General features: G+C 45.2%; 11 protein-coding genes and 2 tRNA genes. 2 read left to right on the top strand and 11 right to left on the bottom strand.

The features are described 5' to 3' along the window. Positions 1 to 82: 82 nt before the first annotated feature. The 11 genes from rpoC to HMPREF9193_RS03040 form a co-directional block, all read right to left on the bottom strand. Entirely contained in the window at positions 83 to 4327 is a 4245-nt protein-coding gene (rpoC, locus tag HMPREF9193_RS03090) for a DNA-directed RNA polymerase subunit beta' (RefSeq protein ID WP_021686603.1), read from the bottom strand. Positions 4328 to 4341: 14 nt separating this feature from the next. Continuing rightward, positions 4342 to 7851, bottom strand: coding sequence for a DNA-directed RNA polymerase subunit beta (gene rpoB, locus HMPREF9193_RS03085; protein ID WP_021686602.1), 3510 nt, complete (start codon positions 7849 to 7851; stop codon positions 4342 to 4344). Positions 7852 to 7977: 126 nt separating this feature from the next. Next, positions 7978 to 8367, bottom strand: a complete 390-nt coding sequence (rplL, locus tag HMPREF9193_RS03080; protein WP_040847428.1) for a 50S ribosomal protein L7/L12 — start codon at positions 8365 to 8367, stop codon at positions 7978 to 7980. A 77-nt stretch (positions 8368 to 8444) separates the two neighbouring features. After that, a complete protein-coding gene (gene rplJ / locus HMPREF9193_RS03075; protein ID WP_021686599.1) occupies positions 8445 to 9113 on the bottom strand; it encodes a 50S ribosomal protein L10 in 669 nt (222 codons plus the stop codon). Then, positions 9113 to 9793: a 50S ribosomal protein L1 gene (gene rplA, locus HMPREF9193_RS03070; protein WP_021686598.1), complete on the bottom strand. Its 681-nt coding sequence runs from the start codon at positions 9791 to 9793 to the stop codon at positions 9113 to 9115. Before rplA ends, rplJ begins: the two co-directional genes overlap by 1 nt. A gap of 1 nt (position 9794) precedes the next feature. Next, on the bottom strand, positions 9795 to 10226 hold the full coding sequence (rplK, locus tag HMPREF9193_RS03065) for a 50S ribosomal protein L11 (RefSeq protein WP_021686597.1): 432 nt from the start codon (positions 10224 to 10226) through the stop codon (positions 9795 to 9797). Between the two features lie 126 nt (positions 10227 to 10352). Then, positions 10353 to 10910, bottom strand: coding sequence for a transcription termination/antitermination protein NusG (gene nusG / locus HMPREF9193_RS03060; protein ID WP_021686596.1), 558 nt, complete (start codon positions 10908 to 10910; stop codon positions 10353 to 10355). Positions 10911 to 10918: 8 nt separating this feature from the next. After that, positions 10919 to 11095, bottom strand: a complete 177-nt coding sequence (gene secE, locus HMPREF9193_RS03055; RefSeq protein ID WP_021686595.1) for a preprotein translocase subunit SecE — start codon at positions 11093 to 11095, stop codon at positions 10919 to 10921. A 27-nt stretch (positions 11096 to 11122) separates the two neighbouring features. Next, positions 11123 to 11195 (bottom strand) — tRNA-Trp (locus HMPREF9193_RS03050). A gap of 35 nt (positions 11196 to 11230) precedes the next feature. Beyond that, the gene (gene rpmG, locus HMPREF9193_RS03045; RefSeq protein WP_021686594.1) at positions 11231 to 11407 is read right to left on the bottom strand and encodes a 50S ribosomal protein L33; all 177 of its coding nucleotides are present in this window, start codon (positions 11405 to 11407) and stop codon (positions 11231 to 11233) included. Positions 11408 to 11440: 33 nt separating this feature from the next. Beyond that, positions 11441 to 11513 (bottom strand) — tRNA-Thr (locus tag HMPREF9193_RS03040). Positions 11514 to 11665: 152 nt separating this feature from the next. On the opposite strand from HMPREF9193_RS03040, the gene HMPREF9193_RS03035 reads away from it, so the two are divergent. Together HMPREF9193_RS03035 and chvE are read left to right on the top strand one after the other, a co-directional pair. Beyond that, positions 11666 to 13309 (top strand): transglutaminase domain-containing protein, encoded by a 1644-nt coding sequence (locus HMPREF9193_RS03035; RefSeq protein ID WP_021686593.1) that lies wholly within the window; start codon positions 11666 to 11668, stop codon positions 13307 to 13309. Positions 13310 to 13469: 160 nt separating this feature from the next. Continuing rightward, the gene (gene chvE / locus HMPREF9193_RS03030; protein WP_040847426.1) at positions 13470 to 14546 is read left to right on the top strand and encodes a multiple monosaccharide ABC transporter substrate-binding protein; all 1077 of its coding nucleotides are present in this window, start codon (positions 13470 to 13472) and stop codon (positions 14544 to 14546) included. Positions 14547 to 14582: the final 36 nt, after the last annotated feature.

Below are 14582 nucleotides of genomic sequence, written 5' to 3'. Positions count from 1 at the left end.
ACACACTATAAGGGTTTTTGCTGTTTTACCTGCTTTAGACAGGAAATTTAGTATATCAAAAACCTAAAAGCACTGTCAACTGCTAGTCTTCTTCATTTTCCGTTTCGTACAGCGTTTCTTCTATTTCGGCTTCCATACTCTTTTCCAATTTACGCCGTTCAAGAATTTCATTCATTTGAACGTCGAGGTCGGCAGTATTTTCATCGAACAGTTTAACGCCGCGGTAATTACGGATACCCGTACCTGCAGGAATAAGATGACCGATAATGACGTTTTCTTTTAAGCCGCGCAAATTGTCTGCAGAACCTGCAATGGCAGCGTTTGTTAAAACCCTCGTTGTTTCTTGGAAAGAAGCCGCCGAAATAAACGAATCTATGTTCAGCGAAGCTTTGGTAATACCTTGGAACATGGGGCGTGCAATAGCACACTGACCGCCTTCTGCAAGCACCCGTTTGTTTTCTTCATGGAATTTGTATTTATCCACTTGTTGACCGAAAATAAAACGGGTATCTCCTACCGCCACGATTTCGACTTTGCGCAACATTTGACGTACGATAATACCGATGTGCTTATCATTTATGCTTACACCCTGCATACGGTACACTTGCTGAATTTCGTCCATCAAATAGGTTTGCAGCGCATGTTCTCCGGATATTGCCAAAATATCGTGCGGGCTTATGGAACCGTCGCACAGCTGTTCACCGGCTTCCACAGTATCGCCGTCGCGCACCAAAAGGCGCTTGGTCATCGGCACAAAGTGTTCAAATGTTTTACCGTATTTATCTACAACGGCGATAACCCGTTTTGCTTTTGCAATACCTTTAAACTGCACCACGCCGGTAATTTGCGCCAAAACCGCGGGGGTTTTAGGCTTGCGCGCTTCAAACAACTCGGAAACGCGCGGCAAACCGCCGGTAATATCACTTGTTTTTGACGATTCTTTAAGCGTTTTTGCCAAAGGTGTTCCCGCAGTGATTTTTACTTTGTCTTCAACAAGCACAACCGCTCCGCCGGGAAGGTAATAACTTCCCAGTTCGTTACCGGCTTCATCAGTAATTAAAATACGCGGCTGTTTTGTATCCAAATGCAAATCGGTAATACGTTTTTCTACGTTGCCGGTTTCTTCGTCCAAATCTTCCGAAAGTGTTGAACCGGGAATAATATCTTCGTAGTGCACATAACCGGAAACTTCGGCAATAATAGGATCTGAAAAGGGGTCGAACGTAGCAAGCGTTTGACCTGCTTCAATAAAGTCGCCCGGAGCAACCGTTACGGTCGAACCGTTTTTAATTTCGATTTTCAAATCGCTGGTTGCCAAATACATTTTTTTGTCGCGTATAATAATACGGGCAGCTTCGATCGCAAGCGTTTGTTTTCCCTTTGTTTCAAAAAGAGGTGTACCTTTAAGAACGCGGTCTCCGTCAGCAACAAGCGGCGTAACGCCTGCAAGCGCATATTCTTTAAGAATATGCGTTACTTCCATTATACCCTTACGGGTAAACAGCCACGATTTGTCTTTCATAACAACGTGGGTGCCGGAAATATTTTTTATTAAAACCGAATACTTAAGCACAATGCGGTTTTCTTCGCTGATTTTCGAAGCCGTACCGCCGACGTGGAACGTACGCATGGTAAGCTGAGTACCGGGCTGTCCGATAGACTGCGCCGCGATAATACCGACCGCTTCTCCGATTTCCACTACTTTGCTGCGCGCCAAATTGCGTCCGTAACATTTGCAGCACACGCCGTGCTGCGATTCACAAGTAAGCACGGTGCGCAGTTTTATCGATTCCACACCGGCGTTGTCTATTTTTTCGGCAAGTTCGTCGCTGATGTATTCGTTTACGTCGCACAAAAGCTCTCCGGTAATCGGATGCAGCACGCGCTCAAGCGTATAACGGCCGGCAATGCGGTTTTTTAACGGTTCGATTATTTCATCCCCGTCTTTAACGGCGCTGTATTCTATACCGTTTATAGTACCGCAGTCTTCTTCATTTATAACAACGTCTTGCGCAATGTCGACCAAGCGTCGGGTAAGGTAACCGGCGTCGGCAGTTTTTAAAGCGGTATCCGCCAAACCTTTGCGCGCACCGTTGGTTGAAATAAAGAATTCGATAACGGATAGACCTTCTTTAAAGTTTGCCCTAATCGGCAGCTCGATAATGTCTCCGTTCGGCTTTGCCATAAGACCGCGCATACCGGCAAGCTGACGTATTTGGTTACGGCTTCCGCGCGCACCGGAAGAAGCCATCATGTAAATGGTGTTAAAGCCTTCTTTATCGTTTTCAAGCTTTTTCATCATCACATTGGTAAGCTCTTCGTTTGTCTTTGACCATACTTCAACAACGCGGTTATAGCGTTCGTCTTGCGTTATATGACCTTGGCGGTATTGTTTCATAATGGAATCGACTTCTTTGTTTGCCTTGTCCATCATAGACGGTTTTTCTTCGGGAACCAAAATATCGTCCATAGAAATGGTTGCGCCGAAAAAGGTCGCATACCGGTAGCCGACCGCTTTTATAGCGTCAAGCATTTTTACCGTCAGCCAGGGACCGCACTGTTTATACACTCTTTCGATAAGTTTTTTTAATTCCTTATCGCCCAAAAGTTCATTGGCAAATTCAACTTCTGCAGGAAGTTCGTCGTTAAACACCAAACGACCGGCAGTAGTGGAAATAACTTTACCGTTATACGGTGCTTTTTGCACCGGAACTTTTATTTCCGCTTGCCAATCGATACTCTTTGATTCTGCGGCAAGCAGAGCTTCGTTTTCACTGCTAAAGCGTTTACCCGTTCCTTTTCCGGAGGGTTTTATTTTAGTTAAATAGTAAATACCGAGTACCATATCCTGCGATGGGTACACGATCGTTTTTCCGTTTGCCGGGTCAAGAAGATTGCGCGCCGACAGCATCAGCGTCCAGCATTCCATTTGCGCCGCTTGAGTAAGCGGAACGTGCACAGCCATTTGGTCGCCGTCAAAGTCCGCGTTAAACGCGTGACAAACGAGCGGGTGCAAACGAATCGCTTTTCCTTCTACCAGCACCGGTTCAAACGCTTGAATACCCAAGCGGTGCAGCGTCGGCGCGCGGTTAAGCATAACCGGATGTTCTCGAACTACTTCGTCCAAAATGGCGAATACTTCGCTCGACTCTTCTTCAACAAGCGTTTTTGCTTTTTTAATATTAAACACTACGTCTTTGTCGACGAGTTTTTTCATTATAAAAGGCTTAAACAACTCAAGCGCCATTTTGGTAGGCAAACCGCACTGCCACAGTTTTAATTCGGGACCGACACAAATAACCGAACGTCCTGAATAATCGACGCGCTTACCGAGCAGGTTTTGGCGGAAGCGTCCCTGTTTGCCCTTAAGCATATCGGATATGGATTTAAGCGGGCGGTTTGAAGCACCTTTTACCACACGTTTGCGCTTTGAATTGTCGAACAAAGAATCGACGGCTTCTTGCAGCATACGTTTTTCGTTACGGATAATAATATCGGGAGCGTTTAACTGCATAAGCCGTTTAAGACGGTTGTTGCGGTTTATAACGCGGCGGTACAAATCGTTTAAGTCCGACGTTGCAAAGCGGCCGCCGTCGAGCTGTACCATCGGACGCAATTCCGGCGGTATAACCGGAATGGCATCCAAAATCATCCACGAGCATTTATTGCCCGAAGCGCGGAAATTTTCGACGATTTCTATGCGTTTTAACAACCGTTTATCGCTTTTTGCGCCTTTTTCTATCATTTTTGCACGCAATTCGGCGGCGAGTTCGTCAAGATTTAAGTTTTCTAAAAGCGTTTTTATAGCTTCCGCGCCCATACCTGCCGAAAAAGAACCGCCGTAACGCTCTTGCGCTTCCATGTATTCGTCTTCGGTCAGCAAATTCATTTTTTTAAGGTCGGTGTCACCCGGATCTATTACGATATATTTTTCGTAATATAAAACGGAACGAAGAGCGGCAACTTGCAAATCGAGCAGCAAGCCCATGCGGCTGGGAACCGAGCGGTAATACCAAATATGCGAAACGGGAGCGGCAAGTTCAATGTGCCCCATGCGTTCGCGGCGTACTTTAAAGTGAGTAACTTCAACACCGCAGCGATCGCAAATAACGCCTTTATAACGTATCGATTTAAATTTTCCGCAATAGCATTCCCACTCTTTTGTGGTACCGAAAATGCGTTCGCAAAACAAACCGTCTTTTTCGGGGCGCAAAGTGCGGTAGTTGATTGTTTCCGGCTTTTTTACTTCGCCGTATGACCACGCGCGGATGGTTTCCGGCGAAGCCAATTTTATCATTAAGCTGTCGAAATCTTGAATATCTCGCATTATGCTCTCTCCCCTTAAAAGTTGGAACCGGCTTTTGCTATCAGTTCTTCATCGCGTTCGGTTAGGGCTATTTGCTTGCCTTTTGCATCGTAAATCGTAAAATCAAGAGCAAGACCGCGCAATTCCTGTACCAAAACGTTAAACGATTCGGGAACGCCGGCAGCCGTAGAAGGCTCTCCTTTTACTATCGATTCGTATATTTTGGAACGTCCGTTCATATCGTCGGATTTTATCGTCAACAATTCTTGCAGAGTATTTGCCGCGCCGTATGCTTCAAGCGCCCATACTTCCATTTCTCCCAAACGCTGACCGCCGAACTGAGCTTTACCGCCCAAAGGCTGTTGCGTAACCAGCGAATAAGGACCGGTAGAACGCGCATGCATTTTATCGTCGACCAAGTGGTGCAGTTTAAGGTAGTAAATAACGCCGACAAACACTTCGTTTTGGAAAGGTTCTCCGGTGCGTCCGTCGCGCAAAACCGCTTTTGAATTTACTTTAAAGCCTGCGTCCTTAAGCTTTTGTTCGATTTGTTCATTTGACGGCGATTGGAATACCGGCGATTCGTACCATTCGTTCAAATACAAACCGGCAAGTCCCAGCTCGGATTCCATAATTTGTCCGATATTCATACGGGAAGGAACGCCCAAGGGGTTTAAGCACACGTCAAGCGGTGTACCGTCTTCCAAATAAGGCATATCTTCTACAGGCAAAATGCGGGCGACAATACCCTTGTTTCCGTGACGTCCTGCCATTTTATCGCCTTCGCGCAGTTTGCGTTTGGTTGCAATTAATACTTTAACCACTTCGTCCACACCGGGGTTCAAATCGTCGCCCTCGGAACGGCGCAAACGCTGAACGTCAATAACCGTACCTTCAATTCCGTGCGGAATGCGCAGCGAAGAATCGCGCACTTCTTTTGCTTTTTCACCGAATATTGAATTGAGCAACTTAAACTCAGGGGTTGTTTCCGTTTCGCTTTTGGGTGTTGTTTTTCCCACTAAAATATCGCCGGAACGGACTTTCGCTCCGACGCGGATAATACCTTCGGTATCCAAATTATCAAGCGTTTTTTCGCTCGTATTGGGAATGTCGCGCGTTATTTTTTCGGGACCAAGCTTTGTTTCGCGGATTTCGGTTGCAAATTCTTTTATGTGGATAGAAGTAAACATATCTTCTTTAACCACGCGCTGCGAAATCAATACCGCGTCTTCGTAGTTGTATCCGTTCCACGGCACAAAACCTACTAAAATATTGCGGCCAAGGGCGAGCTCTCCGTTAACTGTTGCAGGTCCGTCTGCAAGCACATCTCCCTTTTTAACCTTTTGACCAAGACTTACAACCGGACGCTGATGGTAACACGTATCCTGATTGGTGCGCTGATATTTAAGCATAGTGTACATATCTATGTCGTCGGCATTTTTTTGTTTGTCCGGCTTTACGTATATGTGTTCGGAAGTAAGATGACTTACCGTACCGGGACGTTTTGCTTTAATAAGCACACCCGAATCGTAAGCGCATTTTGCTTCCATACCGGTTCCGACACGCGGCGGTTCGGGGAACAAAAGCGGCACCGCTTGGCGCTGCATGTTACAGCCCATAAGCGCGCGGTTTGCGTCGTCGTGTTCCAAAAAGGGAATAAGAGCTGCGGAAACCGAAATAATTTGCTTGGGCGACACGTCCATATACTGCACGTCTTTGGGGTTGCGCGACGTATAATCGCCGTAGCGCCGGCATGCAATTTGTTCTTTTGCAAAAGAACCGTCATCTTTCATATCGACGGACACCTGCCCTATGTAATAGCGGTCTTCATCCATAGCCGAAAGATAATCAACATGTTCAACGGCTTTTCCGTTTTCTATTTTGCGGTACGGCGCTTCCAAAAAGCCGTATTCGTTTACTCTCGTATAAATGGCAAGAGACACGATAAGACCGATATTCGGACCTTCAGGCGTTTCAATCGGACACATTCTTCCGTAGTGCGTATAGTGAACGTCGCGCACTTCAAAACCTGCCCTATCGCGCGAAAGACCGCCGGGACCCAGTGCGTTTAAGCGCCGCTTGTGCGTAAGCTCTGCAAGCGGATTTACTTGATCCATAAACTGAGAAAGCTGACTGGAACCGAAAAACTCTTTTATGGAAGCGACAATCGGCTTTATGGAAATAAGGTCTTGCGGCTTCATCGTTTCGGTTTCTTTTAAGCCCATGCGTTCTTTTGCAATGCGCTCCATGCGGCTGAATGCCGTTTTTAACTGATTGGTCATAAGTTCGCCGACCGAACGCACGCGGCGGTTGCCCAAGTGATCGATATCGTCTATATTTTCATCGCCGATATATACCTTTATAAGGTACTTCATCGTTGCAATAATATCCTGTTTTACCAGTGTATGCTCGCTGATATCTTCTTTTACATTGAATTTTTTATTTAATTTATAGCGGCCGACTCTGCCTAAATCGTAGCGGCGCGGCGAAAAAAACATACTGTTCAAATCTTTTTCCGCCACTTCTATAGTAATGGGTTCTCCGGGCATAAGCACTTGGTACACCGCCGAAAGCGCGTCTTCAAGAGTAGGCTCATCCGATTCAACGCCTTCTTTTAAAAAGCGGATTTCTTCACGCTCAAAGCAGTTGATAATCATTTGAGAGTCAAGTGAACTTTCGCCTTCAAATTTTATAACCGACAGCGTTTTAACTTCGGGGTGCAAAAACAATTCGTCGATATTGTGCGGCTGCAGTTTTTCGCTTGCGCGGAATAATTTCTTTTTTTCGCCCGTCTCACCGTCGGTAACAATAACCGCATCGGCAAGAACTTTACCCACCAAAGAATCGCGGAATTCGCGAGTATCTTTGATTTTTATTTTTTCCGTATCGTAAAACATACGGATAATTTCTTCGCGTGTACTAAAGCCCAATGCACGCAAAAAGATAGTACCCAAAATACGTTTTTTGCGGTCTATTTTTGCATAAATAAGCTCTTTTTTAGGATCTATTTCGAATTCAAGCCAGCTTCCGCGGTACGGAATAATGCGGCTTGAGTATACGCCTTTTTCGTGGTTAAAAATAACGCCAGGCGAACGGTGTATTTGCGATACAACAACGCGTTCGGCACCGTTTATAATAAAAGTACCCCGCTCGGTCATCAGCGGAATGTCGCCCATATAAATGTCTTTTTGGCGGATTTCGCCCGTTTGCTGAAAAATTAAGTTTACGCGCGCTTTTAAAGGCACCGAATACGTAAGCCCTTTTTGTTTGCATTCCAGCTCGGGGAATTTTATGTTTTTTTCGTCCAGTTCGTAGTATTCATATTCCAAAAGCATGTCGCCTGCAGGGCTTTCGATGGGAAAGGTGGAACGGAACACTTCTTCAAGCCCTTGTTCCGCTAATTTTTCATGCTTATCCAGTTTTTCTTTTTGCAAAAAACTTTCATAAGACTGAAGCTGGATGTCTATAAGACTGGGTAGCTCCATAAAGTTGCGGATATTCTTTCCGATATATTGACGGTTTACCGTCCTGGCGTTTGCAAGCATTCGAATCCCCCTGCTTTGGCGTACAGACAAATACGGCTGCCCGAAAACACAGGTTTTTCAGGCAGCGTTTGCGTAAAAATCGATTTTAAATCGGTTACGATGTTATTCAACGTATAAATACGGAATTTATGCAATCTTAACAACACCGCCGGCCGCTTCAACGGTTTCTTTAATTTTAGCCGCTTCTTCTTTCGATACGCCTTCTTTAAGAGGCTTGGGAGCGCCTTCGACCAAGTCTTTTGCTTCTTTTAATCCCAAGCCGGTAATTTCGCGCACCGCTTTAATCGCCGCAATTTTCTTTGCAGGATCGGCGCTTTCAAGCGTAACGGTAAATTCCGACTGCTCTTCACTGCCGCCGGCTGCACCGCCTGCAGCTCCGGCTCCTGCTGCCGCAACTACGGTTGCCGCAGCGGTTACACCGAATTTTTCTTCCATAGCTTTTACCAATTCGGAAGCTTCCAGTACCGTCATTGACGCGATTGCATCAAGAATTTCATCTTTTGTGATTGCTGCCATTATTATCTTCTCCTTCATTAGGCATTTTTTATTATACGAACAGGACGACAGCTACGAAGCCTGAACCGTAACCAGTTTTATTCAGCCTTTGCAGGCTCTTCGCTCTTTGCCGCTTCGCCGCCGTCTGCAGGCTTTTCTGCTGCTTCGGATGCAGGCTTTGCATCGGCAGCGGAAGCTTGCGCATCCGCTTTTGCGCTTTCCGGCGCAGCTTCGGCTTTAGGCGCCGAACCGCCGGCCTTTTCCTCGGCTTGCTTTTTTTCCACATAGGCAAGCAATGTAGCCGCCAGTTTTTGTACGGGCGCATTGATAGTGCTTGCAATCATTGCAATAAGCTGTTTTTTGCCGGGCAGTTTGGAAAACGCTTCAATTTTTGCCGCATCGTAAATTTCGTTTTCTACAACGGCACCTTTTACCTGCAACGCAGGCGAATCTTTAGCAAAGTCAAACAATATTTTTGCAACTTCGTTTGTATCTTCGGAAGCTAAAGCAATCGCCGTCGGACCGGTTAAATATCCGGCTACGTTGTCGATTTTCATTTCGTCAAACACAACGCGCGCATAGGTATTTTTTATAACTTTCAGCTTTGCATTTTTTTCGTTTAAACGGCGGCGCAAAGAAGTAATTTGCTCAACGGTTAAACCGCGGTAATCGGCAAAGATAAAACCGTTGTATCCTTCAAAAACTGCTTTTGCCGCTGCAACGGCTTCAAGTTTTGCGTTTTGAATTTTTTTTGCCAAAATAGCCATTATTCTGCCTCCTTGTAGTCGACCCATACACCCGGCCCCATGGTCGAATTAACGGACACGGAACGCACATAACCGCCTTTTGCATCGGCAGGTTTTTTGCGCACCACTTCGGCTAAAAGGGTTTTTACGTTTTCCGCTACTTGAGCGCAATCCATAGAAACTTTTCCGACGCTCATGTGCACAACCGCGCCTTTATCGGAGCGGAATTCCACACGGCCTTTTTTTAACTCTGCAATAGCCGCGCTTATATCATTGGTAACCGTTCCCGTTTTAGGGTTCGGCATTAAACCTTTGCGCCCCAGTACCATACCTAAACGGCCGACATCTTTCATCATATCCGGCGTTGCAACGGCTATATCAAAATCAAGCCAGCCGCCTTTTACCTTTTCGATGTATTCGTCGGCACCGGCATAAGCGGCTCCGGCATCCATAGCTTCTTTTATGCGGTCTTCTTTGCAAAAAACCAGCACTTTTTTTTCGCCGCGGAATTGATACGGAAACACCAAGGTGTCCCGCACGGTTTGATTTTTATCCAATTTTAAGCTGATATGCGCTTCAACCGTTTCGTCGAACTTTGCATATTTAAGCTCTTTTACCAGCTCGCACGCTTTTTCCACATCGTAAGCTTTTGTAGGATCATATTTTTTCAGCGATTCGCGATATTTTTTTCCGTGTTTCATATTACCGCTCCACCTCTACACCCATACTGCGCGCAGTACCGGCAATAATTTTTTTTGCAGCTTCGATATCGTTTGCATTGATGTCGGGCATTTTTGTTTTTGCAATTTCTTCAAGCTGAACTTGCGAAAGTTTTGCAACTTTATCTTTTAAAGGATTGCCCGACCCCTTTTCAAGACCGGCGGCTTTTTTTATAAGCACGGCGGCAGGCGGGGTTTTCAAAATAAACGTAAACGATTTATCCTGAAAAACGGTAATAACAACCGGAATCACAAGACCCGGTTCCATCGACTTTGTACGGTCGTTAAACTGCTGTACAAACTGCGGCGCACTCACCCCGTGAGGACCCAAAGCGGGACCTATAGGCGGCGCCGGCGTTGCTTTTCCTGCAGGACACTGCAGTTTAATAACAGCCGTTACCTTTTTTGTAGCCATATATTGCTCCTTATATTGGTGTAGCGGAAAAACCCTTCCGCCTAGCGGGAAGTCCGGCTATAACGCCCCTTCCCTTCCAAAATCGGCTCTTTTTACAAACACACCGGGACTTTTCCCGGAAACTCTTTATATTTTTTCCACTTGCGTAAGATCAACTTCAACGGGAGTCGCCCTGCCGAAAATACCGACCGTAACACGCAATTTATTTTTTTCCAAATTAACTTCTTCAATAGAACCGGAAAACGAAACAAAAGGACCGTCGATAATTTTAACTTGCTCGCCGACGGCAAACGTTTGTTTTACACGCGCCGTTTTTTCGCCTTTAATTTCACCGGATTTTTGAAGGAGCGCAACCGCTTCTTCGTTTGAAATCGGACGGGGACGCACATTGCTGTTCGTACCGACAAAACCGGTTACCCCCTGTATGCGCCGTATAGCGGCACACACGTTTTTCCAGCCGATTTCAGGCAGCTCAAGCTCTACCATAATATAGCCGGGCAAAAATTTTTTAGAGACAGTCCGCCGTTTGCCGTCGCGCACTTCAACCACGTCTTCCACAGGGACTTTTACGTCCAACACAACATCGGAAGAAAGATCGCCGTTTTCTATCATAGAACGGATAGTCCGCTCGATTTTACCCTCGTACCCCGAATAGGTATGCAGGATGTACCAACCCTTTGCCATCGATATCCCTAAAACACAAAATTAAAGCCGGTGGTAAACAACATATCCAGCAGCCCAAGAAAAAGCGCAACGGCCACGGTAGATATAAGCACAACTTTTACCGACGAAAAAACATCATCGCGGGCAGGCCATACCACCTTTTTTAATTCCGCAATACATTCTTTGAAAAAACGGATGATTTTCATTACCAGCCCCCGCTATTTATTAAAATACAGGCCAGGAAGGACTCGAACCCTCAACATTCGGTTTTGGAGACCGACACTCTACCATTGGAGTTACTGACCTAAAACAACACCCGGTCCGTACACGATTACTGCGCGTTATTTGACCTTCGTTTCTTTATGAAGGACATGCTTGCGGCAAAAGGGGCAATACTTGTTTTTTTCCAGTTTGCCCTGAATATTTTTACGGTTTTTATAGGTAGTATAATTTTTGCGTTTGCATTCCGAACATTGTAATGCAATAATTTCAACCGCGGTTTTTGCTTTTTTTGCCATGTGCAATACTCCTTCATCCCCTCAACCGGGACGAGCCTCCGAGCGGGATCGAACCGCTGACCTCAACCTTACCATGGTTGCGCTCTGCCGACTGAGCTACAGAGGCATTTTTATACAGCTATCCCGTCCAAGGCAAAGATGCCGAAAAGAGATGTCTTGCAAGTATATAGAAGCCGTATGTTTTTGTCAATAAAGATACATTAAAAAATTACATTTTTTATTGCATAATAGTCATTTTTATTGTATATTTTATGCCGAATGACAACAAAAAACCATACAAAAACCGCATTTTATATTTTTTTAACCGCGCTTATATTGTGTGCCGCATCCTGTTCGGATAATATAAACGGAAAGCTTGCTTTACCCGAAAACGGAGGCTCGGCTTTAAAACAGCCGCAAAGTCCGAAACCACAACCTCAAAACCCACAGCCGCCTTCCACTCCGCCGATAGGCGAAGAACACCATACGCCGCCCGAAAGCACACCCGGCGCCGAAGCAAAAAAACAAGAACTTTTTAAACGCCTTTTAAATGCGGCTCTGCGTTTTGAAAAAACGGTCGATGTCGGCGATTTGCACATAAGCTGCAAAACCGACAGCAATGGACAAAGCGAATGTAAAAAACTGTATTCCGATTTTTTGGACTATCTGGACGAAAACTCGCTTTTTCTTTTTCATTTGCCGCCGTCAAAAGATATTACTTATAAGTATAAAAACGATAATGAAGATGAAACAGCTTCATATGAGCTTACCTTTCTTATCGAAAGCACTGCAGCCGATGTAGACTATCAACGGCTTATACAGGCTTTTGAAACCTTCTATAGCGCTGTACACGAAAATATGTCGAAAGCGGAAATAAGTTATGCGTTATACCGCGAACTGCAAAAAAACATCGTGTACGAAGTAAATTCAAGTTCGCAATACCAAAGGACGGCGGCAGGAGCGCTTTTGGACGGCAAAGGCGTATGTGAGGACTACAGTCTCAGTTATAAAAAACTGATGAACGGCGCAGGCATTCAAACGGTTTGCGTAGAAGGAAAAGAGCGAGCCGTGTATACGGGACCGACCGTCGCTCATATGTGGAACCGGATTAATCTTGACGGTCAATGGTACAATGCAGATGCAACATGGGACGATTACCCCTTTGCAGAAAAATACCGGCGATCACACAGCGAGGGAAAATATTTTTTAACATCGGACAACCGGTTTTACGGCGCCGATGCGTTAAATCACCCGCTGATATATCAAAAATACCTACCGGTGCCGGCTGCAAACGATGTCCGTTATGAAAACGCCGATTATATTTTCCGCAACGGCGATAAAAAAAGCGACCCGTTTTATCACCAAGGTTATTGGTACTATTTTTCGTACGAAGATATGAGCATTTACCGCAGCCGCTTTGACGGAAGCGATAAAAGAAGACTGCATCAAAAAATGTATCACACCAACAGTGCAGTCTATCAGCCCAATTATGCCAAGCTACACCGCATCGAATTCGGCAAAGAAAAAATCTACTTTATAGACTATGCCGAAAGCCATGGAACCGATGTTGACACCCTGTATGCAATGACTTACGACGGTTCGTCCGTACAAAAGGTTGGTGCAGCACCCTCGCCGTCAGAACCGCTCAAAGACGAAACCGACAAACCCGAGCGGGAAGCACCCGGAACTTTTGCATTACGGGTAGAGCTTTTACTATCAAAAATAAAAGATGCGTACTATCACGGAACGGAAGACTATTTTATAGCGGAAAACACTGAAAGAAAAAATTTTATGCTTACTGCAAAAAAAACCGAACAACTTTTACAGCACGCACCCGAAGATACGCAAACGGCAGCCGAACTGTATAGAGCGCTAAAAGATTACAGAATGCACTGCTTAATGGAAAAAACACGCAGCAAATAAAACTTGTACCGTTCAGTTGAGCGCTGCACGCGTATACACTATCCTCAATCCCTGCCGGTAAAGTCGCCAGCCGTTTTTTTGTTTGACAGGTGCAAAAATATGGCTTATAATAAAGAAAAACCGTGCTCGAGCACGGAACACACAGATAAAGGAGGCTTTAATGAAGCGCACATGGTGTATTATTGCAGCCGTATTGCTTGCGGCAAGTACGGTATTTGCAAACGGAGGCAAAGATTCGGCACAAAGTATTAGAATAGGGGTTTCTATGCCGACTAAAGACTTGCAGCGCTGGAGTCAAGACGGTGCAAATATAAAAGCGCTGCTTGAAAAAAACGGCTATAAAGTCGACTTACAATATGCCAACAACGATATTGCGGCACAAGCATCGCAAATCGAAAACATGCTGACTAAAAACTGCAAAGTTATCGTTATCGCTTCGATTGACGGTTCGGCACTGACGGAAGTTTTAAAAACAGCAAAAGAAAACGGCATACCGGTTATAGCTTATGACAGGCTTATTATGAACAGCGATGCCGTGCGCTACTATGCCACATTCGATAATTATAAAGTCGGTCAGTTTCAGGGCATGTATTTACGCGATACGTTAAAATTGGACAGCACAACCGAAAAAGTTTACATTGAATTATTTACCGGACCTACAGACGACAACAATGTCAATTTCTTTTTCCCCGGAGCTATGGATATATTAAATCCGTATATTAAAAAAGGAAAATTAGTTGTACGCTCCGGTCAAACCGAAAAAGCGCAAGTTGCAACACCGAACTGGTCAACCGAAGAAGCGCAAAAACGTATGGAAAATTTAATAAGCGCATACGGCTACGGTCCCAACGGTACAAAACTACACGCGGTATTATCGTCAAACGATTCGGTCGCTCAAGGTATTGCAAACGCTTTGGTTGCAGCCGGATACACAAAAGAAACCTTTCCGCTGTTAACCGGACAAGACTGCGATATTACATCCGTTAAAAATATGATTAAGGGACATCAAAGCATGTCGGTATTTAAAGACACCAGAACCCTAGCGGGAAAAGTAGCCGAAATGATTGACGCATTGGTAAAAGGGACGGAACCGCCGATAAACGATACCAAAACATACGATAACGGCACCGGAATTATCCCGTCTTATTTGTGCGAACCCGTTTTTGCAACCGTCGACAATTATAAAAAATTGTTGGTTGAAAGCGGTTATTACACAGAAGCACAGTTAAAAAATTAACGGAAAAATTCCGTTACGCGTACGGTTAATCGGCGG

The organism is Treponema lecithinolyticum ATCC 700332 (assembly GCA_000468055.1).
Classification (GTDB): Bacteria; Spirochaetota; Spirochaetia; order Treponematales; family Treponemataceae; genus Treponema_C; species Treponema_C lecithinolyticum.
The sequence above is the reverse complement of the archived record's forward strand: the minus strand, read 5'-3'. Positions and strand labels throughout refer to the sequence as shown.

What these genes read in the sequence shown, in the direction of transcription:
- rplK (WP_021686597.1), bottom strand. Translation starts at nt 10,226, where the DNA reads ATGGCTACAAAAAAGGTAACGGCTGTTATTAAACTGCAGTGTCCTGCA.
- rplA (WP_021686598.1), bottom strand. Translation starts at nt 9,793, where the DNA reads ATGAAACACGGAAAAAAATATCGCGAATCGCTGAAAAAATATGATCCT.
- rpoC (WP_021686603.1), bottom strand. Translation starts at nt 4,327, where the DNA reads ATGCGAGATATTCAAGATTTCGACAGCTTAATGATAAAATTGGCTTCG.
- nusG (WP_021686596.1), bottom strand. Translation starts at nt 10,910, where the DNA reads ATGGCAAAGGGTTGGTACATCCTGCATACCTATTCGGGGTACGAGGGT.
- chvE (WP_040847426.1), top strand. Translation starts at nt 13,470, where the DNA reads ATGAAGCGCACATGGTGTATTATTGCAGCCGTATTGCTTGCGGCAAGT.
- rpmG (WP_021686594.1), bottom strand. Translation starts at nt 11,407, where the DNA reads ATGGCAAAAAAAGCAAAAACCGCGGTTGAAATTATTGCATTACAATGT.
- rplJ (WP_021686599.1), bottom strand. Translation starts at nt 9,113, where the DNA reads ATGGCTATTTTGGCAAAAAAAATTCAAAACGCAAAACTTGAAGCCGTT.
- HMPREF9193_RS03035 (WP_021686593.1), top strand. Translation starts at nt 11,666, where the DNA reads ATGACAACAAAAAACCATACAAAAACCGCATTTTATATTTTTTTAACC.
- rpoB (WP_021686602.1), bottom strand. Translation starts at nt 7,851, where the DNA reads ATGCTTGCAAACGCCAGGACGGTAAACCGTCAATATATCGGAAAGAAT.
- secE (WP_021686595.1), bottom strand. Translation starts at nt 11,095, where the DNA reads ATGAAAATCATCCGTTTTTTCAAAGAATGTATTGCGGAATTAAAAAAG.
- rplL (WP_040847428.1), bottom strand. Translation starts at nt 8,367, where the DNA reads ATGGCAGCAATCACAAAAGATGAAATTCTTGATGCAATCGCGTCAATG.